The sequence below is a fragment of the Arthrobacter sp. genome (genome assembly GCF_031179385.1).
Lineage (GTDB): Bacteria > Actinomycetota > Actinomycetes > Actinomycetales > Micrococcaceae > Arthrobacter_D.
Window position 1 is genome coordinate 1 of the sequence record NZ_JAPSHV010000041.1, and the last position, 22,843, is coordinate 22,843.

At 63.8% G+C, this 22,843-nt stretch carries 22 protein-coding genes; 12 read left to right on the forward strand and 10 right to left on the reverse strand.

All coding sequences use genetic code 11. The features are described 5' to 3' along the window. Together RIF85_RS07875 and RIF85_RS07880 are read left to right on the forward strand one after the other, a co-directional pair. On the forward strand, positions 1 to 648 hold a 648-nt coding region (locus RIF85_RS07875; RefSeq protein ID WP_309071358.1), incomplete at its 5' end, for an aldo/keto reductase. Beyond that, complete coding sequence (locus RIF85_RS07880) at positions 648 to 1,502, forward strand: amidohydrolase family protein (RefSeq protein ID WP_309071359.1); 855 nt, start codon at positions 648 to 650, stop codon at positions 1,500 to 1,502. The genes RIF85_RS07875 and RIF85_RS07880, both read left to right, overlap by 1 nt. On the opposite strand, the gene RIF85_RS07885 is transcribed toward RIF85_RS07880, so the two are convergent. Further along, entirely contained in the window at positions 1,477 to 2,166 is a 690-nt protein-coding gene (locus RIF85_RS07885; RefSeq protein WP_309071360.1) for a FadR/GntR family transcriptional regulator, read from the reverse strand. The two genes, RIF85_RS07880 and RIF85_RS07885, sit on opposite strands and share 26 nt — an antisense overlap. Positions 2,167 to 2,312: 146 nt before the next feature. Then, complete coding sequence (locus RIF85_RS07890; RefSeq protein WP_375164834.1) at positions 2,313 to 4,016, reverse strand: glycoside hydrolase family 13 protein; 1,704 nt, start codon at positions 4,014 to 4,016, stop codon at positions 2,313 to 2,315. Between the two features lie 137 nt (positions 4,017 to 4,153). Here RIF85_RS07890 and RIF85_RS07895 point away from each other — a divergent pair, with 137 nt between their 5' ends. The 6 genes from RIF85_RS07895 (at position 4,154) to RIF85_RS07920 (ending at position 9,499) form a co-directional block, all read left to right on the forward strand. Beyond that, the gene (locus RIF85_RS07895) at positions 4,154 to 5,431 is read left to right on the forward strand and encodes an ABC transporter substrate-binding protein (RefSeq protein ID WP_309071361.1); all 1,278 of its coding nucleotides are present in this window, start codon (positions 4,154 to 4,156) and stop codon (positions 5,429 to 5,431) included. Between the two features lie 93 nt (positions 5,432 to 5,524). Then, complete coding sequence (locus RIF85_RS07900) at positions 5,525 to 6,562, forward strand: carbohydrate ABC transporter permease (RefSeq protein WP_375164413.1); 1,038 nt, start codon at positions 5,525 to 5,527, stop codon at positions 6,560 to 6,562. Next, positions 6,559 to 7,458, forward strand: a complete 900-nt coding sequence (locus RIF85_RS07905) for a carbohydrate ABC transporter permease (RefSeq protein WP_309071362.1) — start codon at positions 6,559 to 6,561, stop codon at positions 7,456 to 7,458. Before RIF85_RS07900 ends, RIF85_RS07905 begins: the two co-directional genes overlap by 4 nt. A gap of 10 nt (positions 7,459 to 7,468) precedes the next feature. Then, positions 7,469 to 7,666, forward strand: coding sequence for a hypothetical protein (locus tag RIF85_RS07910; protein WP_309071363.1), 198 nt, complete (start codon positions 7,469 to 7,471; stop codon positions 7,664 to 7,666). A 66-nt stretch (positions 7,667 to 7,732) separates the two neighbouring features. Next, positions 7,733 to 8,743, forward strand: coding sequence for a LacI family DNA-binding transcriptional regulator (locus RIF85_RS07915; protein ID WP_309071364.1), 1,011 nt, complete (start codon positions 7,733 to 7,735; stop codon positions 8,741 to 8,743). A gap of 27 nt (positions 8,744 to 8,770) precedes the next feature. Beyond that, positions 8,771 to 9,499 carry an alanine--tRNA ligase-related protein gene (locus RIF85_RS07920; RefSeq protein WP_309071365.1) on the forward strand — a complete coding sequence of 243 codons (729 nt, stop codon included), beginning with the start codon at positions 8,771 to 8,773 and terminating at the stop codon, positions 9,497 to 9,499. 89 nt (positions 9,500 to 9,588) lie between these two features. Here RIF85_RS07920 and RIF85_RS07925 read toward each other — a convergent pair whose 3' ends face one another. The 8 genes from RIF85_RS07925 to RIF85_RS07960 all read right to left on the reverse strand — a co-directional run bounded on the left by RIF85_RS07925 (position 9,589) and on the right by RIF85_RS07960 (position 17,486). Further along, positions 9,589 to 10,437 carry a hypothetical protein gene (locus RIF85_RS07925; RefSeq protein ID WP_309071366.1) on the reverse strand — a complete coding sequence of 283 codons (849 nt, stop codon included), beginning with the start codon at positions 10,435 to 10,437 and terminating at the stop codon, positions 9,589 to 9,591. Between the two features lie 3 nt (positions 10,438 to 10,440). Further along, the gene (locus tag RIF85_RS07930; protein ID WP_309071367.1) at positions 10,441 to 11,241 is read right to left on the reverse strand and encodes an exodeoxyribonuclease III; all 801 of its coding nucleotides are present in this window, start codon (positions 11,239 to 11,241) and stop codon (positions 10,441 to 10,443) included. A gap of 87 nt (positions 11,242 to 11,328) precedes the next feature. Beyond that, positions 11,329 to 12,159: an ammonia-dependent NAD(+) synthetase gene (gene nadE / locus RIF85_RS07935; protein WP_309071368.1), complete on the reverse strand. Its 831-nt coding sequence runs from the start codon at positions 12,157 to 12,159 to the stop codon at positions 11,329 to 11,331. A gap of 82 nt (positions 12,160 to 12,241) precedes the next feature. Beyond that, the gene (locus tag RIF85_RS07940) at positions 12,242 to 13,240 is read right to left on the reverse strand and encodes a sugar phosphate isomerase/epimerase family protein (RefSeq protein ID WP_309071369.1); all 999 of its coding nucleotides are present in this window, start codon (positions 13,238 to 13,240) and stop codon (positions 12,242 to 12,244) included. A gap of 38 nt (positions 13,241 to 13,278) precedes the next feature. After that, positions 13,279 to 14,382 (reverse strand): Gfo/Idh/MocA family oxidoreductase, encoded by a 1,104-nt coding sequence (locus RIF85_RS07945; protein WP_309071370.1) that lies wholly within the window; start codon positions 14,380 to 14,382, stop codon positions 13,279 to 13,281. Then, positions 14,379 to 15,134, reverse strand: a complete 756-nt coding sequence (locus RIF85_RS07950) for a sugar phosphate isomerase/epimerase (RefSeq protein ID WP_309071371.1) — start codon at positions 15,132 to 15,134, stop codon at positions 14,379 to 14,381. The genes RIF85_RS07945 and RIF85_RS07950 overlap by 4 nt, the downstream gene beginning before the upstream one ends. A 45-nt stretch (positions 15,135 to 15,179) precedes the next feature. Then, entirely contained in the window at positions 15,180 to 16,352 is a 1,173-nt protein-coding gene (locus RIF85_RS07955) for a Gfo/Idh/MocA family oxidoreductase (protein ID WP_309071372.1), read from the reverse strand. A gap of 90 nt (positions 16,353 to 16,442) precedes the next feature. Beyond that, positions 16,443 to 17,486: a substrate-binding domain-containing protein gene (locus tag RIF85_RS07960; protein ID WP_309071373.1), complete on the reverse strand. Its 1,044-nt coding sequence runs from the start codon at positions 17,484 to 17,486 to the stop codon at positions 16,443 to 16,445. 152 nt (positions 17,487 to 17,638) lie between these two features. Between RIF85_RS07960 and RIF85_RS07965 the strand changes: the two genes are divergently transcribed. The 4 genes from RIF85_RS07965 to RIF85_RS07980 all read left to right on the forward strand — a co-directional run. After that, positions 17,639 to 19,159 carry a sugar ABC transporter ATP-binding protein gene (locus tag RIF85_RS07965; protein WP_309071374.1) on the forward strand — a complete coding sequence of 507 codons (1,521 nt, stop codon included), beginning with the start codon at positions 17,639 to 17,641 and terminating at the stop codon, positions 19,157 to 19,159. After that, positions 19,156 to 20,229, forward strand: coding sequence for an ABC transporter permease (locus RIF85_RS07970; RefSeq protein ID WP_375164835.1), 1,074 nt, complete (start codon positions 19,156 to 19,158; stop codon positions 20,227 to 20,229). The genes RIF85_RS07965 and RIF85_RS07970 overlap by 4 nt, the downstream gene beginning before the upstream one ends. A gap of 71 nt (positions 20,230 to 20,300) precedes the next feature. Continuing rightward, positions 20,301 to 21,383 carry a polyprenyl synthetase family protein gene (locus RIF85_RS07975; protein WP_309071375.1) on the forward strand — a complete coding sequence of 361 codons (1,083 nt, stop codon included), beginning with the start codon at positions 20,301 to 20,303 and terminating at the stop codon, positions 21,381 to 21,383. Positions 21,384 to 21,577: 194 nt separating this feature from the next. After that, positions 21,578 to 22,843, forward strand: a 1,266-nt coding sequence (locus tag RIF85_RS07980) for an ROK family transcriptional regulator (RefSeq protein WP_309071376.1), incomplete at its 3' end; no start/stop codon positions are given.

Below are 22,843 nucleotides of genomic sequence, written 5' to 3' on the forward strand. Positions count from 1 at the left end.
CGGAGGTGGGCGCCTGATGAAGCGGGGGTAAGGGCCAGCGTCGAGGAGTCCCTCGATCGCATGGGACTCGACAGCGTCGACATCCTCTACCTGCATGATCCCGATGTCTATGATCTGGATGAAGGAATTCGCACAGCACTTCCCGCGCTCGAGAAGTTGCGCCGGGAGGGTATGGCGAAAGCCATCGGGGTGGGTGCAAACTCCGCCGACGCGTTACTCGCCTGCGTCGAAAATGCTGATCCCGACCTCATCATGCTCGCCGGCCGCTACACCCTGCTTGAACAACCGGCCCTGAACGGGTTGCTGCCAGCCTGCACGCGCCGAGGTGTGGGGGTGGTCAATGTGGGCGTCTTCAACTCGGGTCTGCTTGCCTCGCACGCCGTCCGTGATGACGCACACTACAACTACCGGCCGGCACCACAGCCTGTCATTGATCGTGCACGTCGCCTCGCTGACGTGTGCAGGGAGTACGACGTCGAACTACCGGCTGCTGCGATCCAGTTCAGTCTGCGGCACCCGGCCGTAAGGACGGTCGTCGTCGGCGCGCGAACGCGTGACCAGATCCGACAGAACATGGCACATATGGCTACGGAAATTCCTGATCAGCTCTGGGAAGCGCTGATGAGTGAAGGTCTGGTGCCGGCGTAATGCGCACTGTTGATTCGCACCTGCACCTGTGGGACCTGGCGGCAGGCCGCTACTCGTGGCTCACCCCTGCGGCGGGGGAAATCTACAGGACCTACACCGCCGAGGAAGCGCGGGGGGAATTGGATGGGGCAGGTATCGATGACGCGATACTGATTCAGGCGGAGGATTCGGTCGCCGATACGCAGTTCATGCTCAGTCAAGCTTCCGAACACGCCTGGATAACCGGCGTCGTAGGTTGGATTGAGCTGGAGAATCCCGCAGCCGCCGAGCAAGCGCTCGCCGGCTACTCAGAAGAGCCAACCTTCGTTGGTGTGCGGCACCTCGTGCATGACGACCCGCGTGACGATTTCCTGTCTATGCCGAATGTACGGACGTCACTGAAACTCCTTGCCTCCTCGAACCTGCCGTTTGATGTGCCGAATGCGTTTCCGCGCCACCTCGAAGCGGCGCTGGACCTTGCGAGATGCCTCCCCGAACTCCACGTGGTCATCGACCATCTCGGCAAACCACCGCGGGGAGAGGCCGAGGCGTACGAGTTGTGGAGCCGGCAACTCAGGCGATTCACGGATCTGCCGAACGTCACGGCGAAGGTGTCGGGTCTGGCGGTTACCGGTCAACCACTGACAGCAGACGGGCTTCAACCGGTGTGGGACCTTGCACTGGAAGTATTCGGGCCGCACCGGTTGATGTACGGCGGAGACTGGCCGGTTTCGTTGCTCGGCGCGACCTACGCCGAAACAAGCGGTGCGCTTCAGGAGTTGGCATCCCAGCTCTCCGCTGAAGAGCGGGAAGCGTTCATGGGCGGAACGGCGTCCGCGGTTTATTCGCTCAGCCTGCGTCCCGGGTGCCGGTAGCCTCGCGCAACCACTGCTCAACACCGCTGATGTGCACAGTCATGAGTGCCCTGGCCAGCTCTGCGTCTCCGCGAGCAAGCGCGTCGGCGATGGCGTGATGCTCTGACAACGTGCGGGACACGGCACGATCCTGGGTGATGCCCCGCCAGACTCGGGCGCGTACTGTGCTGCTGGAGAGCCCCTCCAGCAAGCTGCAGAGATAAGTATTGCCTGCCGCAGCGGCAATCAGTCCGTGAAACTCCAGATCGTGCGCAACCAGGTCTTCCACCGACGTTTCGTCGTGCGCCGAAGCAATTGACTGCCGTAGTGCTTCCAGCTGGTCGGGACTCATGCGGGCAGCTGCCAGTCCGGCGGAAGCAGGCTCGAGAATCCGTCGGACTTCGAACAATTCGAGCACGGAACTGTCCTGATGAAGATCGACGACGAACGCAATCGCCTCGGTCAGAAGGTTCGGCTCGAGGCTGGTGACATAGGTTCCATCACCTCTCCGCACGTCAAGCACCCGGATGAGATCCAGCGCTTTGACCGCTTCACGCAATGAACTGCGGGAGAGGCCCAGACGTTCGCTCAATTCTTTCTCCGGGGGAAGCCGGTCGCCCGCCTTCAACTCTCCCGAGAGGAGCATCTCCTTGATCCGGATGATTGCTTCGTCTGTTACGGCCATGAGCCCATCCTATTGGTCGGATGTCTGCGCCCACCGCGGATGTTTGAAGTCATCGCCATCTTTCAGCCATGTGTCCTGAACGGAACGGAGGAGCCCGAAATTGCTTCGGGCTCCTCCCATGCTGTCGACTCAGCAAGCAGGTGCTGTCAGTCGCGTTCGATCCAGACTGCGCTGTTGGGCTGCAGAGCGTTGTCAGCCACTGCGTCCTCCGCGCTTGCTACCACGACGACGCCGGCAGGCAGTTCGATCGGCTCCTCGCCCATGTTCGCCACCAGCAGCACGGAGCCGTTGGTGAAGGCGACCACTCCGTCCTCAGGACGATGTTCCGCTGCCCACTCCAGAGAACCGCGGCCAAGCTGCCGCGACGAGCGTTCGGACAAGGCCTTCCGCACGAGTTCATATACCGAACCCGACCGGCCTACCTGCTGATCCGCAGCGTACCCGGCGAACCCCGCAGGCTGGGGCAACCAGGGCGCAGCGCTGCTGCCCTCGGTGGTGGTGAAACCGAAGCCCGGTGCCTCAGCTTTCCATGGCAGAGGAACCCGGCAGCCGTCCCGGCCGCGCTCCACCCCCTCTGTCCGGAAGAAGGCGGGGTCCTGGCGTACGGCGTCGTCAAGGAGGGTGTGCTCGGGCAGGCCGAGCTCGTCTCCCTGATAGAGGTAGGCCGACCCGGGCAGTGCGAGCATGGTGAGGATTCCCGCCCGGCCGCGGCGCAGGCCGAGCGCCTCATTCGGCTGTTCGTCCTTGGCGCCGACACCCTTGGGTAGCTGCGTCGGGTCCGCCAGCCCGAAGCGCGTGGTGTGCCGGACGGTGTCATGGTTGGACAGCACCCAGGTGCTGGGTGCTCCGACGTTCCCCGCCTGCGCAAGGGATTCCGTAATGCTCGCGCTCAGGCGCTTGGCGTCCCAGCCTGCGCGCAGGAAGTCGAAATTGAACGCCTGCTGCATTTCATCGGGACGGACATAATGGAAGAGCCGTTCGGCCGGTTCAACCCATGCCTCAGCCACGAGCATGCGGTTGCCCGGGTACTCTGCGAGGACCCGGTTCCAGTCCCGGTAGATTGCATGGACGCCTGGCTGGTCGAAGTACGGAGGTGTCGGTTCGGTTGCCGCTGCTTCCTCGGCGGCGTCGGGATTGTGCACATCCCCGACCATGCTTTCGCGGCCTGCCCAGTCCGGGAGTCCCTCGGCCTTGACCAGGCCGTGCGCGACGTCGATGCGGAAGCCGTCTACGCCGCGATCCAGCCAGAATCGCAGGACGGAGATCATTTCCTCGTGAACTTCGGGGTTCTCCCAGTTCAGGTCCGGCTGCTTGGTGTCGAACAGATGCAGATACCACTGGCCGTCCTCGACCCTGGTCCAGGCATTTCCGCCGAAGATGGACTGCCAGTTGTTCGGCGGCAGTTCGCCGTCCTGGCCCCGGCCGTCGCGGAACATATAACGCTCGCGTTCGGGCGATCCCTTCGGTGACCGCAAAGCTTCCTGGAACCACTCGTGCTCATCGGAGGTGTGGTTGGGCACGAGGTCGACGATCACCTTGAGCCCGCGCTCGTGCGCTTCTGCAAGCATCGCGTCAAAATCGGCCAGAGTGCCGAAGCGGGGGTCGACGTCGCGGTAATCCGCGACGTCGTAACCGGCGTCGGCCTGCGGCGAGACATAGAACGGCGACAGCCAGACGGCATTGACGCCGAGGTTCTGCAGGTACGGGAGTTTGCTGGTGATGCCGTGCAGGTCACCCATGCCGTCGCCGTTTCCGTCGGCGAAGGAACGCGGATAAATCTGGTAGATGACGGCGTCAGCCCACCAGGCAGTTGCTTCTTTGCCCGGCGCAGGAGCGGCTTGGAGGGACACGTATAACCTTTCGATAAACTCACTGGGCGCAAGACGTAAGCGCTTGCGTAACAGAATCGACCTTACTAGAGTGACAGGCATCACTCAATGGGGCGGTTGAATCTCCGCCTTATTTCTCATTTGGAGAGAAGACGCACATGAAGAACAAGAAATCACTGGCCGCCGCAGCATCGGTGGCAACTCTCACTCTTCTGCTCTCGGCCTGCGGTGGCGGTGGCTCGTCTGAAGGTGGCGGCGGCGGTGCGGCCGATGAAGGCCTCGAAGACCGCGGCCCCATCACGTACGTACAGGGCAAGGACAACAGCGGCGTGGTTCGTCCCCTGATCGAGAAGTGGAACGAGGAGCATCCCGACGAGGAAGTGACTTTCAAGGAACAGACCGACGAGGCCGACCAGCAGCACGATGACCTGGTCCAGAACTTCCAGGCACAGAACGCAGACTACGACGTCGTGTCTGTCGATGTCGTCTGGACCGCTGAGTTCGCGGCGCAGGGCTGGATCCAGCCGCTCGAGGACGAGATGGCGATCGACACCGAGGGAATGCTGCCGGCGACCGTAGCGTCCGCGACGTACCAGGACACGCTTTACGCAGCTCCCCAGCACTCCGACGGCGGCATCCTTTACTACCGTTCGGACCTCATCGAGGAACCCCCCACCACGTGGGACGAGATGATGGAGATGTGCTCCATCGCTGAAGAGAACGACATGGGCTGCTATGCGGGCCAGTTCGCGCAGTACGAGGGCCTCACCGTCAACGCTTCCGAAGCCATCAACGGCGCCGGCGGCACCGTGATCAACGAGGCAGGCGAGCCCACACTGGACACCCCGGAGGCAAAGGCCGGGCTGGAGAACCTCGTATCCGCCTTCGAATCCGGCAACATCCCGCAGGAAGCGATTACGTATACCGAGGAAGAAGGACGCATTGCGTTCCAGGAAGGGAACCTGCTCTTCCACCGCAACTGGCCTTACGTATACAACCTCGCCACCACTGAGGAATCGTCCCAGGTCAAGGACTCACTCGGCATGGCTCCCCTTCCGGGCGCCGACGGCTCGGGTGCATCCTCGCTGGGCGGTCACAGCCTCGCCATCAGCGTCTACTCGGACAACAAGGCAACCGCACGTGACTTCCTCGAATTCATCACCCAGGAAGAGCAGCAGCGTTTCTACGTGACCCAGGGCTCGCTCGCCCCGGTTCTGGAGAGCCTGTACGAAGATCCCGAGCTCGTCGAACAGCTGCCGTACCTGCCCGTCCTGAGGGAATCCATCGAGACTGCTGTTCCCCGTCCCGTGACGCCGTTCTACCCCGCGGTCACCACCGCGATCCAGGAGAACGCTTACGCTGCACTGCAGGGTGAGAAGTCTGTTGACCAGGCGTTGACCGACATGGCTGCGTCGATCAGCCAGGCCGGGTCCTAACCACACCATTCGGTGGTGGGAGCGCGCGGCGTTCCCACCACCGGCACCTGCTTGCTCTCACCGGCGTCGTTGCCGGTATCGAAAGGACGGGTCATGGCCACACGTCTGGCAATGCCACCCAAGGGTAAAAAGGACCCCAATTCAAAGCTTCACCACCAGGCGGCGGAGAGCGCCGACCGTCGGGCGGCTGCGAAGAATAAATGGGCGTCCATTCTGATTGCGCCGACTCTGATCCTGCTGGGGATTGTGATCGTTTATCCCATCATCAGCGGCATCGTCATGTCGTTCCAGAATGATTCGGGGCTGGACCCGGACACCGGGCTTTTCACTGACGGCGGATTCGCAGGCTTCGGCAACTACACCGGTTGGATCCTCCAGCAGTGTCCGGCACCCGGCGGGGGCACCGTCGCCTGCCCGCCCGGGACCCTCGAATCGCAGTTCTGGAACGCAACCGGCATCACGTTCTTCTTCGCCGCCGTCACAGTCACCCTCGAGACCATCATCGGCTTCTGGATGGCACTGATCATGGCACGCACGTTCAGGGGTCGCGGGTTGGTTCGCGCAGCTGTGCTGGTGCCGTGGGCAATCCCGACCGCGGTCACCGCGAAGCTCTGGTTCTTCATCTTTGCCTTCCAGGGCATCGCGAATGAACTGTTCAATACGTCGATTCTCTGGACGGGGTCCGAGTGGCCCGCCAAGTGGGCCATCATCATTGCGGACGTCTGGAAGACCACTCCGTTCATGGCCCTCCTCATCCTCGCCGGCCTGCAGATGATCCCGGGGGATGTCTACGAAGCTGCCAAGGTTGACGGTGCCAGCACCTGGCAGCGCTTCCGCTACATCACGCTGCCGCTGGTGAAGCCGGCGCTGATGGTGGCTGTCCTGTTCCGTGTTCTCGACGCCCTGCGCATGTACGACCTGCCGGCGATCCTCACCGGCGGCGCGAACGGCACCACCACCCTTTCCATCCTGGTGGTGAACCAGATCCGGCAAGGCTTCAACAGCGCGGCCGCTCTATCGACGTTGACGTTCATCATCATCTTCATCGTGGCGTTCATCTTCGTCAGATTCCTCGGAGCCAATGTCTCCGAGGGCTCCGGAGTGATCAAGAAGGCGAAGGTCATCAAATGACACAGGCAGTAGCAACCTCCTCCGGCCGCCCGACCGAGTCGACGCCGGGCCGCCGCGCAGCTGCTTCGCGCGAGCGGTGGGCGTCCATCCGGACGTACATCAGTGCAGCGATCATCGTTACCTGGTGTCTGCTTCCGTTCTACTGGATGATCATCACTGCGTTCCGTGATGTGGCCTTCACATACGACACGGCGTTCTATCCGACCCACGTCACGTTGGACAACTTCCGCACCGCATTCGCAACGGATGCGGGCAACAACTTCACGTTGGCGTTGTTCAACAGCTTCTTCATCGGAGCAACCACCACCCTGATCGCGCTTGTGGTCGGAGTGTTTGCCGCCTATGCCCTGGCCAGGATCGACTTCAAGTTCAAGTTCGTCATCCTTGGAGTCATCCTGGGCGCGTCAATGTTCCCGGGCGTCGCTCTGATTACTCCGCTGTTCCAGCTGTTCACGGACATCGGGTGGATCGGCTCCTACCAGGCGCTGATCATCCCCAACATCTCGTTCGTCCTGCCGCTCACGGTCTACACGTTGACGGCGTTCTTCCGTGAGATGCCGTGGGAACTGGAGGAAGCCGCCAGGATCGATGGCTGCACGCCGGGTCAGGCATTCCGCAAGGTGATCATGCCGCTCGCTGCACCGGCGGTATTCACGACGGCGATCCTTGCCTTCATCTCCGCCTGGAACGAATTCCTGATCGCGAGCCAGCTGTCCAGCGATGCGACGGCACCGGTGACGGTTGCCATCGCGTCCTTCGCGGGCAGCCAGCCGCAGCAGGAACCGTACACCGCGGTGATGGCCGCGGGCACCATTGTCACCATCCCCTTGGTCCTGCTGGTCCTGATCCTGCAGAAGCGCATTGTTGCCGGCCTGACCGCCGGCGCGGTGAAGTAACGCGTCGATCATGACCAATAGACGCAAAGAGCGATTGGCGGAGAACCTCGATATCCTGATTGGGTTTCTGGGGTTCTTCGCCGTCGTGCTGGTGGTTGTCATCATCGCCATCCAGCTCCGGGGAGACAACGCCGCCATGTGGTCGGTCCTGTTGCTGGCAATCGTTCTTGGGATGTGGGGCCTGTACAAGGTCCGGCAGCGCGAGTAGCTGCCGCCCGGACAGCGCGGTCGCCGTCGCCTTAGATCAAGGCACTAGAGAAAGAGGTTGCACCCCGTGGTCATCATCGAGGATGTTGCCGTAGCCACGGGCGTTTCCACGGCCACGGTTTCCCGCGCCCTGCGCGGCCTGACGGGTGTGTCGGCCGGAACACGTGCCCGCGTCCTCAGGGCTGCGAAGGATCTGGGGTACGTGCCGTCGTCGGCTGCTTCCGGGTTGGCTTCCGGCCGCACAATGGCCATGGGAGTACTGCTGCCGCTCATTGAACGCTGGTACTTTTCGGCGGTCCTCGAGGGAGTCGACCGGCAGCTCCGCGCAGCCGGTTATGACCTCATCGTGTTCAGCCTGGGCGGCACCGGGACCAACCGGGAGAGGGTCTTTCACCGCTCGATCCTGCGGAAGCGGATCGATGCCCTGCTGGTGATGTGCATGGAGCTCACCGAAGATGAACACCGCTCCCTGAAGGAGCTTGAGTCTCCAACGATCGTCGTAGGCGGGTCCGTACAGGGGGTCCGGCACGTCAGTATCGACGACGCCGCCGCGGTGCGCGACGCCGTCGAGCACCTTGTCTCGCTCGGCCACACCCGCATTGGTCACGTCCGGGGCGGGGGCTCCTACGGGCTCTACTTCGAGGTGCCGCGCATCCGCGAGGAGTCCTATGTCGCCACCATGGTTGCCCATGACCTGCCGGTGCGGGACGAGTGGTCTGTCTTCGGCGACTTCCGCTTCAGCGAAGCGAAGCTGGCAGTCAAACACATGCTGTCCACGGTGAAGGAGCGGCCCACCGCGCTCTTTTGCTCCTCGGATGAGATGGCGTTCGGTGCGTTGCTTGCCGCCTCGGAGCTCGGCATCCGCGTACCGCAGGACCTGTCCATCGTGGGGATTGACGACCATGAGTTCGCTGAGCCCATGGGCCTGACGACCGTTCGTCAGATGCCCGAGGAGCAGGGTGCGTTTGCCGTGGACCTCCTGCTGGGTGAACTGGAGGGGGAGACGCCGCTCCGCACGCCTCCTGTGCAGCCGCACGAGCTGGTGAAACGCTCCTCAACAGGCCCCGTGCCCCGGTAGCCTCACCCGGTCGCTACGCTGGTACGCATGGCTACCGAACTCCTCTACCTTGACGATTTCGACGTGTTGACCGCTCCCGCCGCAGTGACGGCGGTGACCGCGCTCGACGACGGCCGAACGGACGTCGAACTCGACCGTACCTGCTTTTATCCGCGAGGCGGCGGACAGGATTGGGACACCGGAATCATCCGCGCCGGAGACTCCGTGTTTACGGTGGAGGAAGTGCGCCTGGACGAGCACGGGGTGGTGCACCACCTCGGGCGGGGTACCGTGCCGGAGGGCGCCGGCGTCGTGCTTGAGGTGGATGCCCACCGCAGGGCAGTGAACACGCGGCTTCACTCGGCTGGCCACATCGTCGACCTCGCCGTGGAGCGGCTGGGTTTGCCCTGGGTTCCTGGGAAAGGCGCGCATTATCCGCACATGTCCTTCGTCGAGTACAACGGGGAGGTGCCGGGGGACGCGGAGCAAACACGCCGGCAGATCGAAGCCGAGGTTGCACAGGTCATCGGCGAGGGCAGCACCAATGAGATCCGCTTCATGCCTGTGGCGGAAATGGCGGAATACTGTCGGCACGTGCCGGAGAATATCCCGACCAACAAGCCAGCGCGGATCGTACTCTACAACCGGACCTTCGGAGTGCCCTGCGGCGGCACTCACGTGCGGGACGTGGCCGACGTCGGGACGTTGAGCATCACCAAGATCAAGTCGAAAAAGGGCGTCACGAAGGTGTCGTACGCGGTTGACGGCGTGAATTAGGCAGTTGGCCCGGAGGGCGCAGAGGCGCGGTCCCGGCGGAGGCCCCCTGCCCGGCCGGGCCCTACCTGGTCAGGAAATTCGGGACCCGGTCAGGAGGCGCGGGCGAGCTGCCGGATGGGAACCCACCGTGAGGCCAGACGCCGGTACGCCGCGGCCGCCCCCGTCATATCCGCCTCGGCGAGGCACTCGATGCCCATCCGAACGTCCATGGGCGACTCGTCGGGGAACACGAGATCCGCTACCGGGCCGTAGTCCAATTCGACGACGGCGTCACGGCGGAAGGTCTCCAGCCACTCGGTGATCTCGGTCAACTCCTCGAGGAGGTCGAGTTCCGGTGCGGCAATGGCAAGGTTGGCTACCGCCCGCCGGGCACGGTCGATGCACTCGCTGATGGTCACGGATACCCGGACTGTGTGGACCTCGCCGTCGTCGTCAACGACCTCGGTGAGGTCGTCCTCGTGAATGAGGACAAACCAGGCGAAGGGCACGCCCCACGTTGCGGATCGGGTATGCAGCTTGGCCGTGGACGCGGCCAGGGTCTCCGGATCCAGCCTGGCTTGGTGGGCCTCGCGCGCTACTTCGGGAAGAAGCACGTCCATCAGGGGCCCCCGAATGGTCTGCTCAAGGGACTCCGCGGCAAGGTAGGTGCGCACGGCCAACTGATTCGGGCAGTAGAACGGCGCCGTAGTCCCGTTGCTGCGGGGGAAGTGGAGAACCCTTACGAGGTCCTGGGTATGGTGCGGGAAGGGGTCGGAGACCACCCGGGTGATGCGCCGCATCGCGTCGAGGCGGTCCATGGCCTCGGTGGTCCGGCGCTCGCGGGTCCGCTGTTCGAGGATGGCAAGCTGCTGGGCATCGCTGAAGGCATCAAGCGGTTCATAGATCCGCAGGAAGGATACGTAGGGGAAGCTTCGCCCCGTGCCCGGCACATGAGCCATGGGTCAGGTCAGCTCCACGATGACGGGCGCATGATCCGACGCACCTTTGCCCTTGCGTTCCTCACGGTCAATCGATGCCCCGCTGACACGCTGGGCGAGAGCGGGCGATGCCAGGACAAAGTCGATGCGCATGCCCATACGCTTCGGGAAACTTAGCTGCTTGTAGTCCCAGTAGGTGTACACGCCCGGTCCGGGGGTATGGGGACGAACGACGTCGGTGAAGCCGGAGTCCTCGAAGGCATGGAACGCAGCACGCTCGGGAGGGCTGACGTGGGTGTAGCCGTTATTCAGGAACAGGTCGATATCCCAGACATCCTCATCCTGCGGCGCGATGTTCCAGTCACCCGTCAGCGCCACCTGGGCCGTGGGGTCCTGTTCCAGTAAACCAACAGCGTGTTTTCGCAACAGTTCGAGCCACTCGATCTTGTAGGCCATGTGCGGATCTCCCAACGCGCGGCCGTTCGGGACGTAGAGGCTCCACACCCGAACGCCCCCGCACGTGGCGCCGATCGCGCGGGCTTCCTGGATGGGATCGACGTCTTTCCCGAACACGGGCTGTCCCGGGAAAGTGCGCTCAACATCGGAGAGCCCAACGCGGGACGCGATGGCAACGCCGTTCCACTGGCTCAGACCGAAGTGGGCCACCTCGTAGCCGCTCTTCTCGAACATGTCCCACGGGAAGTTGTCGTCCTTGCACTTGGTTTCCTGGATGGCAAGGACGTCCACATCGGATCGGTCGAGCCAGGCTTCCACACGGTCGGCACGGGCTCGCAGGGAATTGACGTTCCAGGTCGCAATCTTCACAGTGGCTACGTTACCCAATCGGCCGGTGTTGCTTGGTACCCGGTCCTTGAGTTGCGCCCACTCGCGGCGGGCGTCCGCCCATAACGACTACGGCTTAGCGCGCCACCACGAATCATGGATGGACACGGGAACGGTGCGCTTGTGCCGGGTCAGCAGGTAGCGGCGCTCGATGGACTGCGCTGCCTCATCTGCGACGTCGCGGCCTTCAAGGTAGTCGTCGATCTGCTCGTAGGTGAGACCGAGCTCATGCTCGTCGGTCTGACCCGGGTTCTCGTCGAGGAGATCCGCGGTAGGGATCTTGTTGTAGAGGCGTTCCTCCGCGCCGAGCTCCTTGAGGAGCTGGCGGTTCTGCCGCTTGTTCAGGCCGAACAGGGGCAGGATGTCCGCACCGCCGTCGCCGTACTTGGTGAAGAAACCGGTGACTGACTCGGCGCCGTGATCCGTGCCGATGACCAGCAGGTTGTCATCTCCGGCCAGGGCGTACTGCGCCACCATCCGGACGCGCGCCTTCACGTTGCCTTTGTTGAAGTCGGACATTTCGTTGCCGGCGGCACCGGCGAAGCCCGCCTGGAAACCGTCGACGGCGGGAGCGACGTTGTAGACGACGGAACGGTCAGGCGAGATGAAGGCCAGAGCGGCCTGCGCGTCTTCCTCGTCATGCTGCACGTTGTAGGGCAGGCGCGCAGCGACGAAGGTGGCGTCAACGCCGTCGGCCCGCAACTCATCCGTGGCCAGCTGCGCCAGTTTGCCCGCAAGTGTGGAGTCCAGCCCACCGCTGATTCCGAGCACGAAGCCCTTGGTCCCCGTGGCACGCACATAGTCCTTCAGGAAGTCCACCCTGCGGCGGATCTCCTCCGCAGGGTCGATGGAGGGGCGTACGCCCATTTCGTCGATGATTTTCGCCTGGAGTTCACGCATGGGGACAGGTTACTAAGCTTTTGTTGCCTATCTGTTGCCCGAATCGCATCAGGCAGCAGATAGGCACCAAAGTCTGCTCGGATTACTGCTTGAACGCAGCGTCGAAAGACAACGACGACGGCGCGAAGTCGAACTTCTTCAGGAACGCCAACGCCTCGGGTGCCCCGTCGAGGCGATCCATACCGGCGTCCTCCCACTCAACGGAGACGGGACCGTCATAGCCGATCGCGTTGAGCGCACGGAAGCTGTCTTCCCAGGGCACATCACCCCGGCCGGTCGAGACAAAGTCCCAGCCGCGGCGCGGATCTCCCCACGGCAGGTGCGAGGAGAGGATGCCGTTACGGCCACCGCCCATGCGCATCTTCGTGTCCTTGCAGTCCACGTGGTAGATCCGGTCAGCGAAGTCGGAGATGAAGGCCACGGGGTCGATTTGCTGCCACATGAAGTGGCTGGGGTCCCAGTTGAGGCCGAAAGCGGGCCGGTTGCCGACCGCTTCGAGCGTGCGGCGGGTGGACCAGTAGTCGTAGGCGATCTCCGACGGATGCACCTCGTGGGCGAAGCGCACGCCGCACTCGTCGAAGACGTCGAGGATAGGGTTCCAGCGGTCAGCGAAGTCCTGGTAACCGGCGTCGATCACGTCCTGGCTGACCGGCGGGAACATCGCTACATACTGCCAGATGGACGAGCCGGTGAAGCCGACAACGGTCTTCACGCCGAGCTTCTGGGCGAGCTTCGCCGTAAGCTTCATCTCCTCCGCGGCGCGCTGCCGGACGCCCTCGGGATCACCGTCACCCCAGACTTTGGGGCCGACGATCGCCTCGTGGCGGAAATCGATCGGGTTGTCGCAGACAGCCTGGCCCTTGAGGTGGTTGGAGATGGTCCACACCTTCAGGTTGTTGCGCTTGAGGATGTCGAGCCGCTCCTGGATGTAATCGTCATCATCCCAGCGCCAGGCATCGAGGTGATCACCGGAAACCGCGATTTCCAGGCCGTCATAGCCCCACTGGCCGGCGAGCTCGGCGACCTTCTCGAACGGCAGATCCGCCCACTGGCCGGTGAACAGAGTGTAATTGCGTGCCATAGATATCTCCTTTGATTGAGGGGTCGAAAAGCGCGTGGTCAGGAAAGGGTCCGGGCAGTGGGGTCCCAGCCCTCGGGCAGCGGCTCTGCTGCCGCCGCGGAGCTGGCGATGTCAACGAAGGAGCGGGTCTCGACTGACTCGGCGATCGAGGCCATGACGTCCAGCACGTGGAACGCGGTGGCGCCCTGTGCTCGGTGCGGCGCACCGGCGCGGATGGAACGTGCCATGTCCAGCACGCCGACGCCCCGCCCGAAGGTGGAACCCGCCGCCGGGAAGGTCTCCCACTCCTCGGCGCCGTGGCGGTGAAGCCGGATCTCGCCGTCGAACCTGTTCGGGTCCGGGAAGGCGATGGTGGCTTCCGATCCCGTGATCTCCACAAAACCGTGCCGGGGAAGCGGCGAATCGAAACTGAAGTTGCTGGTGGAGGAGGCGCCGTTCTCGAACTGGACGAGCGCGCTGACGTGGGTCGGGACGGTGACCTCAAACTCCTCGCCCGCGCGCGGACCGGAACCGATCACCCGCGTCTCACGCGAGCGGGATCCGAGGGCCGCGACGGTTTGCGCCGCACCGAAAGTCTGAATCAGGGTGGTCAGGTAATAGGGGCCCATGTCGAACAGGGGACCGGCGCCTTCCTGGAACAGGAATGCCGGGTTGGGATGCCAGGCTTCGGGGCCGGGCGACTGCATCAGGGTCAGCGCCGTCAGCGGCACGCCGATGTCGCCGCGCTGAATCATGCGCAGGCCGGTCTGCAGACCAGCGCCCAGGAAAGTGTCAGGCGCGCACCCCAGGCGGAGGCCGGCGTCGGACGCGGCGTCCAGGAGGGACTGCCCCGACTCACGGTCAAGGGAAAACGGCTTTTCACTCCAGACATGCTTGCCGGCTGCGACCGCGTCGAGGGCAACCGGAACATGGGCGGCCGGCGTCGTGAGGTTGACGATGATCTCGACATCGGGGTGCTGCAGCGCATCCTCGACCGTCCCGAAGGCTGCGACGCCGAACTCCTCCGCGCGGGCGCTCGCCGCCTCGGGGAAGAGGTCCGCCACAATGTGGACCTGCACGTCAGGGAACGCAGTGAGGTTGGTGAGGTACTCCTTGCTGATCACACCGGCACCGATGATACCGACGCCTACCGGGCCGCTCATGCTCCACCCTTCCCGAAGTCGTGCTGCAGGAAGCGCAGACTGTCCTCGAGGGCACGGAAGAGGTCACCGGCAGAGTCATCCAGTTCGACGACGCCGACCTCCACCGACCCGGCTGCCTCCAGGACAGCGGGGATGTTCATTCGGCCGGAACCAACCGCCACCTGAGACTTGTTGTCCCTGTCCACTTGGCCGTCCTTGATATGGATGAACCGAACCCGGTCGCCCAGTTTTGAGAGCAGCTCAGCAGGGTCCTGTCCGCCGACAGCCACCCAGTAGGTGTCCACTTCGAGTACGACGGCGGGATCCAGTGCCTCCGCGAGGACCTCAAGTCCGGTGCGCCCGCCGAAGTCGGTTTCCAACTCCCACCAGTGGTTGTGATAGCCCACCGAAATGCCGTACTCGGCGCCGAGCCCCGCCGTTTCGTTGAGTGCCTCCGCGGTCCGGACGACCGACTCCTCCGTGGTCCAGCGAACCGGGTCCACCATGGGTTCGATGACGGTTCCGATGCCCAGCGTGCGGGCGGCCTCGAAAATGAGGTCGCGATCGCCGTCGAGCAGGGGAGCGTGGCCCGTTGGCGCGCTTACCCCGTGGCGAGACAAAGCCGTCTGCAGTGCGTCGGTGTTGGCTGCGAAATTGTATGGCTCGACCCGTTCGAACCCCATTGACGCGAGCCGGCCGATGGTGCCGTCCAGGTCGGTATCCAGGGCTTCGCGGACTGTATACAGCTGTACTGACAGGGGAGGAACGGGCATATCGGATCCTTTCGCTGGCTGACGCAGGCCGGATGAACGCCTGTACTAGATAGTTTTAGTCCAGATGCTGTCCGCTTCGGCGCTGCGCTCGACACCGTTGAGCACTTTCTGCACCTGCAGGCCGTCAGCGAAGGAAGGTTCAGGCTGGCGCTTCTCGGCGATGGCTTCAACGAAGTCCTTTGCCTGGTGGGTGAAGCCGTGTTCGTAGCCCAGGGCGTGACCGGTGGGCCACCACGCGGACAGGTAGGGGTGCGCAGGTTCAGTGACCATGATGTTGGTGAAGCCCTGTCGGGTGTCCGGGGCCGTTGCATCGTAGAAACCGAGGGAGTTGAGGTTCTCAAGGTCGAAGGAGACGGCGCCGGTGGAGCCGGCCACTTCAATGCGCAACGCGTTCTTCCGGCCGGTGGACATGCGGGTCGCCTCGAACGAGCCGACTGCTCCGCCGTCGAAGCGGCCGCTGAACAGCGCGAGGTCGTCCACGGTGACCTTGCCGCGGCCGTCGGTGGCGGTGCCGGCCAACCCCGAGGCCTCTCCGAGCAGGGGCCGCTCGTGCACAAAGGTGTTCAGGATGCCGCTGACGCCGGTGATCTTCTGGCCGGTGATGAACTGTGCGAGGTCGACGGCGTGGGCGCCGAGATCGCCCAGAGCTCCCGAACCGGCGGAATCCTTCTGCAGGCGCCAGGTCAACGGCGCCTGATCGTCAACCAGCCAGTCCTGCAGGTAGTTGGCACGGACCTGGCGCACTTCGCCGATCGCGCCGGACTGCACCAGGTCCCGTGCGAAGGCCGCCGCGGGCACCCGCCGGTAGGTGAAGCCGACCATGGCGAAAACGTCCTTGCCGGCACGATCGGCAGCGGCAGCCATTGCCTCAGCCTCTTCTAGGGTGTTCGCGAGCGGCTTCTCACACAGGACATGCTTGCCTGCTTCGAGGGCTGCGATGGCGATCTCGGCGTGCGAGCCGCCGGGAGTGACAATGTCGATGACGTCGATGTCGTCGCGGGCGATGGCCGCACGCCAATCGGTGTCGGTGGATTCCCAACCCCATTTTCGAGCCGATGCCTCCACTCCCTGAGCGTTGCGCCCCACGAGGAGAGTCATCTCCGGCTGGGACGGCAGGTCGTAGAACCGCGGTGCAACCCGCCATCCCTGTGAATGGGCAGCCCCCATGAATCCGTGTCCGATCAGGGCGACCTTCAGGGGTGGTACGTCGTTCAGCATGTTTCCTCTTTATCCGGCGGCAGATGTAAAAACAGGTGGATCGAGGTGGGGTGCTCTTGCCAGCGACAGAGCACCCCACCTCTCACGGTTCTACGACTCGAAGGCCGTCGGCAGGTACTGCTCAACGTTCTCGCTGGTGACGACCGGCGCGTTCAGAACGATGCGCTTGGGAACTTCAACCTCAACGAGATCGCTCATGGCCTTGTTCTGGGCGATGAGGCGGGCGAGGCGGATGCCGTCAGCTGCCTGGGTGGAGGGGTAGATGACCGTAGCTTCGAGGACGCTTTCCCCGGCCTCGATTTCGCGCATGGCGTTAGCCGAACCGGCGCCGCCGACCATGATGAATTCATCGCGGCCGGCATTGTCGATGGCGGCGAGAACGCCGATGCCCTGATCGTCGTCATGGTTCCAGAGGGCGTCGATCTGCGGTGCGGCGGAGAGCAGCTGGGAGGTTGCTGCCTCACCGCCCTGGACGGTGAAGTCAGCTGCAACGCGGTTGTCCACGTCGAGGCCGCATGATTCCAGTGCGTCCGCGAAACCACGGCTGCGGTCCTGCGTCAGCGGCAGGGAATCGATTCCCGCAACCTCGGCGACGACTGCGTCTTCGTTGCCGTCAAGCTGCTCGCAGATGTAGGTGCCGGCGCTCACACCCATGCCGTAGTTGTCGCCGAGGATCGTGGTGCGTGCGGCGAACGGGCTGGAGAATTCGCGGTCGACGTTGATGACGGGAATACCGGCTTCCATGGCCTGGATGGCGACCTCGGTCAGCGCTGCGCCGTCGGTCGGCAGCAGGACGATGGCATCCACGCCGTCGTTGATGAACTGCTCGACCTGGCTGATCTGCAGGTTCGCATCATTGGTTCCCTCGGCGACGCGAAGGTCGACGTCACCGTACTTCTCCGCCTCAGCCGTAGCGGCAGAGTTGATGGCTCCGAGCCAGCCGTGGTCGGCCGCGGGGCCCGAGAAGCCGATTACTACGGTGTCGCCTTCAGCCTGGTTGCCTTCAACGGATGCGTTGGTGGGCTGGGTGTTGGTTCCCTCGGCCCCCGCTGTACACCCGGTAACAAGGGCACCGACTGCAAGAAAGGCACCGGTGGTGACGAGCATCTTCCGGCCCGTACGAACAGCAAGCATGTGTATCTCCTCAGTGAGTTAGGTGCGTCTTCGCAAGAGTGCGGATGCCTCTGATGCCAGCCTCTTTGCGTGACTGCAATCACAATAACAGAAGTTTGAAAGAAATCGACGACTTTATACCGATCACCGACATAATGTGTTAGCTTCGTCTCATGTTCGAAGAAGATCACCTCCAGCCGTTGCTCGAAGTTCGGGGAATCACCAAGCAATTTGCTGGTGTTCAGGCGCTCAAGGGCGTCGACCTGCAGGTACTTCCGGGAGAAGTGCACTGCGTCATGGGCCAGAACGGGGCCGGCAAATCCACGCTCATCAAGACGCTCTCCGGAGTGCATCAGCCTGACAGCGGAGAAATCCGGTGGGAGGGTGAGCCTATTTCCCTTCCGGGTCCCACCGCCGCCCTCGACCTCGGCATCGCAACCATGTATCAGGAACTCGACGTCGTGGACGGGCTGTCCGTGGCGGAGAACATCTTCCTCGGGCACGAACGTGCCAGTGGAGGCGTGCTGCACGTCAAGAAGACCAATGCGGTTGCCCGTACGCTGCTGAAGCGTCTCGGCCACGGCAGTCTTTCGCCGTCCACCGAGGTCGGCACTCTCTCCGCCGCGAACAAGCAGATCGTGAGCATGGCCCGGGCGCTGTCCCGGGACACGAAGATGATCATCATGGACGAGCCCAGTGCCATCCTGGACTCGGGTGAGGTCGCGAACCTGTTCCGCGTGGTCAGGGAGCTCACCGCCCAGGGCATCGCCGTCGTGTACATCTCTCATCGCCTCGAGGAGATCCGCCAGATCGGTGACCGCATCTCGGTCATCAAGGACGGACGCAGCACAGCCAACGGGCTGAGCGTCACCGATACGTCGAAGGCGGAACTCATTCGCCTGATGACCGGTCGCGACGTCGCAAACGTCTTCCCTGAGCCCACACCCATAGCCCCGGACGCCCCGGTGGTCCTGGAAGTGGACAACCTCGAGCTCGCCGGGCACTTCGATCCGGTCAGTTTCACGGTGCGGGCCGGGGAGATCCTCGGGTTCGCCGGCCTGGTGGGATCGAAGCGGTCCGAGATCCTCGAGACGATCTACGGTGCGCGCAAGGCGACCTCAGGCACGGTATCCGTGAATGGCAAGGTGCTGCGTCCCGGATCCGTTCCTGCCGCAGTGAACGCCGGAATCGGGCTTTCACCCGAGGAACGGAAGAGCCAGGGCCTGATCCTCGATGAGCCGATCTTCAAGAACGTAACGCTCTCGACCTTCGAGCGGTTCGCCCGCGGAGGGCACCTCAACGAACGCTCCGAACGGGAGGCAGCCCGCGAGCAGATCGCTGCGCTCGAGCTGCGTCCGGCCGACCCGGACCGTCCGGCCCGGACCCTATCCGGCGGAAATCAACAAAAGATTCTTCTGGCCCGCTGGCTGGTGCACGGAACTCCGGTCCTGCTGCTGGATGAACCAACCCGCGGCGTCGACGTCGGAGCGCGCGCTGAGATCTACGCCCTCATCCGCAGACTGGCGGCAGCCGGGACTGCAATCATCGTCGTCTCCAGTGAAATCGAGGAAGTGCTCGGCCTCGCTGACAACGTCCTCGTGATCGATGACGGCACAGTACTCACCAACATCAAAGCAAGCGACATAGACGAGCACGGCGTGCTCGACCTCGTCATGAAGGGAAGTGCCGCGTGAGCGAGCAGAAAACCAAGGTGGCTGAACCGCGCGTGGATGCGCCGGCTGACCACAGTACCCCCGCAACCAACCCCTTCCAGAACTTCCTCAAGGGATCCGCGGGACGCAACCTGGGCCTGGTCATCGCGCTTGTGCTGCTCCTCGTGGTGGGCGCGGTCACCAGTGGTGACCGGTTCCTGAACCTCGAGAACATGCTCACCATCCTGCGGTACGCCTCGATCATCGGCGTCGTGAGCATCGGCGTCACGTTTGTCATCACCGCCGGCGGTATCGACCTCTCTGTCGGTTCCGTCCTGGGCCTTACGACCGTGGTGGCCAGCCTTACCAGCGTGCAGTTGGCAGCAACCCAGTCTTCCTGGATCCTCATGGTGGTCGTGGCCCTTGGAGTCGGCGCCCTTGCGGGGCTTATCAACGGGTTGGTGGTCGCCTACGGCAACGTCGTCTCCTTCATTGCCACCCTGGCCATGCTCGTCGGAGCCCGTGGACTCGCCGAATTGATCTCAGGCCGCAGCACGCAGATCGTGAACAACCGCGACTTCCTGCAGGTCCTGCGTGCTGATTTCCTTGGTGTTTCAGTCCTGATCTGGATCTTCGTGATCGTGGCAGTGGCGGGCTGGTTCCTCCTGAACCGCACCACCTTCGGCCGCCGCACCGTGGCCATTGGTGGAAACCTCGAAGCCGCACGGCTGGCTGGCATCAAGGTCAAGCGCCACATGGTTTCCCTTTACGTTCTTGCGGGCGTGACGGCCGGCATCGGCGGTGTCATGTTCCTCGGGCGAACTACTGCCGGTACGTCCACCCACGGCCTGCTGCTCGAACTCGATGTAATCGCCGCCGTCGTTGTCGGTGGAACCCTGCTCATCGGCGGACGCGGAACCATCATGGGAACGGTCCTGGGTGTGCTGATCTTCAGTACTTTGGTCAACGTCTTCACCCAGAACAACCTGGACACCTCCGTTCAGGCGCTCGCCAGGGGCCTGATCCTCGTGGTTGCTGTTCTCCTGCAGCAGCGTTTCGCGACCCGTGGCGGCCGGACACGAAAGGCGAAACTCAAGCCGGCGAAGGTCTAGCCGAACCAAGGCACAGTACCCCCCGGCTCCCGGACTCCGGGAGCCGGGGGAACAGCACCGGAGGGCAGGCAGTGAATTCTGTAAATGTGGATCATGCGCTGCACGGCGACGAGGACCTCGACCTGGTCGAGGACGTGCTGCAGGACTTCTTCGCGGAGGCCAAACTGCGCGCCGTTTCGGTCAACGCGACCTACCTCGGCCTCTGGGAGGCCCTGGAGCGGGCAGCCGCGGGCGGCAAGCGTTCCCGCCCACGGCTGGTTCTGCTCGCCTACCGGCAGCTCGGCGGAACCGACGCCGCCAGTGCTGCCCGGCTCGCCGCATCCTATGAGCTCCTGCACAGCGCTCTCATCATTCACGACGACGTCATCGACCGCGATTTCGTGCGGCGGGGCAGCCCCAATGTGTCCGGGCACTATCGGAACCGGGCGCTGCGGGCAGGCTCTTCCGCTTCTGCCGCCGAGCATGCGGGGGTGTCGGCCGGGGTGCTCGCCGGAGACCTCGCCCTTTCCGGCGCCTTCCGTTTGTTGAGGTCCCTGGAAGTGCCGGACGCGAAGCGCCGGCGCCTCAACGAGATTCTCGACGACGCAATCTTCTCCTCGGTGGGCGGGGAGGTCCTGGACATCGAGTTCAGCCGGACGCCCGAGATGCCGCCGCTCGAGGACATCACCAAGACGGCCCATCAAAAAACGTCGGTGTACTCATTCGAGGCACCGCTGCACGCAGGCGCCGTGCTCGCGGGTGCCGCTGAGTCAGTGGTGGCGGCCCTTACCTCTTTCGGGCGTTATGCGGGAATCGCCTACCAGGTCGCCGACGACGTTCTCGGCGTCTTCGGCACCGAAAGTCGCACGGGAAAGACGACCTGGGGCGACCTCCGGGAGGGCAAGCGGACTGCCCTGCTGTCTTATGCCGCCACCAGGCCGGAATGGAATAGCATCGCTTCCCTCATCGGGTCCCGCGACATGACAGCGGCGAAAGCGCAGTACGTCCGGTCTGTGCTCGTGACCTGCGGTGCCAAGGACTATGCCGTCAACCTGGCCACCGAAAACGCACACCGCGCTGTGGCGCAGCTTGAATCCGACGGGGTGCCGCCGTCCCTGCGCAACAGCCTCGAACGCCTCCTCTTCTCGGTCATTTCGGACGTCACTTCGCATTAGCTGCGTCGGCACCGGTCTTCTTTCACGGATCGTGCGCTTTCTGCCGTTATCATGAGGGTACAAATCCGGCACCAAGGCAAGCTGCCAGGAAGGACCTGAACCGGGGTGGAAGGGAAGACGTCGGCGCCTGCCATGGTGCTCTCCCTCAGCCGTTCAGTTCCAGGCGCGATTGCAGCCGGACAAGTTGCCCGAACATGACCGCACCACCGCAGGACGAACGAATCCGGCGCTCCGTCGCGGGCACCAACCTAGGCAACAACCGCGACTCGACCCGGCAGCATAACCTGTCCACGGTGCTGCGGCTTGTGCATTCCATGGCTGGTGTCTCCCGCGCACAACTCACCCGAGCCACCGGGCTGAACAGGTCCACCATCGGCGCTCTGGTCGGTGAGCTCGTCCAGCTCGGCCTCGTCGTCGAAAGCGATCTGGACCAGGCCCAGCAGCACGGTCGTCCAAGCATCATGATCGAGCCGAGTCCCTCAGCGCTGGCCCTGGCCGTCAATCCTGACATCGACGTCGTGAGCGTCGCGCTTGTCTCCCTCGGCGGCCACATCGTCAATCCGGTCCGATTCCATACCGTCAGAGCACCGTCCGTTCCCGAGGTCGTGAATATCGTCAGCGCGATCTATTCCGGCATGCGCACCTCTCTGCCGGTGGGCCACCGAATCATGGGGGTGGGGCTCGCCATTCCGGGTCTGGTGGATCCCGGAGACGGCACCGTGATCGAAGCTCCGCACCTCGGCTGGCGCGACCAGCCGCTCGCTGCGCTCCTCAGCGACACTCTGAAACTTCCGGTGATCGCTGCCAATGACGCCGTCGTCGGAGCCCGCGCCCAGGCCACTTTCGGAGCAGGACGGGACGTGTCCGACCTCATCTACCTGTACGGCGGCGCCAGCGGTATCGGCGGCGGTGTCATCAGTGGCGGGCGCCTGGTTCGCGGCGCCACCGGATTCGCCGGTCAGCTGGGGCACACCCACGTGCTTTCAGGCGGCGCTGAATGCACCTGCGGGTCCCGCGGTTGCCTCGAAGCGGAGATCACCCGGGAAGCACTGATCGCAGCGGTCGGCCTCCCCGCGGGCGAAACGGAGAATCTCGAAGACGCCGTACTGGAGAAGCTTCAGGACGAATCGGGTTCACCGGAGCTCCGGAAGTTGATCGAGCGGCAGGCTCAACTGCTGGCAATCGGGCTGAAGAGCGTGGTGAACCTGCTTAATCCATCGATGATTGTGCTGGGCGGATTCCTGAGGATCCTGGTTCGTGCTGCGCCCGACGCTCTCAGCGAAGCTCTGATCACGCCTGGGACGCGCGGACCCCGGGAGAGGGTGACCATCGAGCTGGCCCCCCTCGGCGAGGACTCCATCCTGATTGGCGCCGCGGAGCTGGCCTTCGAGCCCCTGATCCGGGACCCTGCCGGTTTCCTGCGCCCACAGCACGACGACGCCGCGACTCCGGTCGATTCC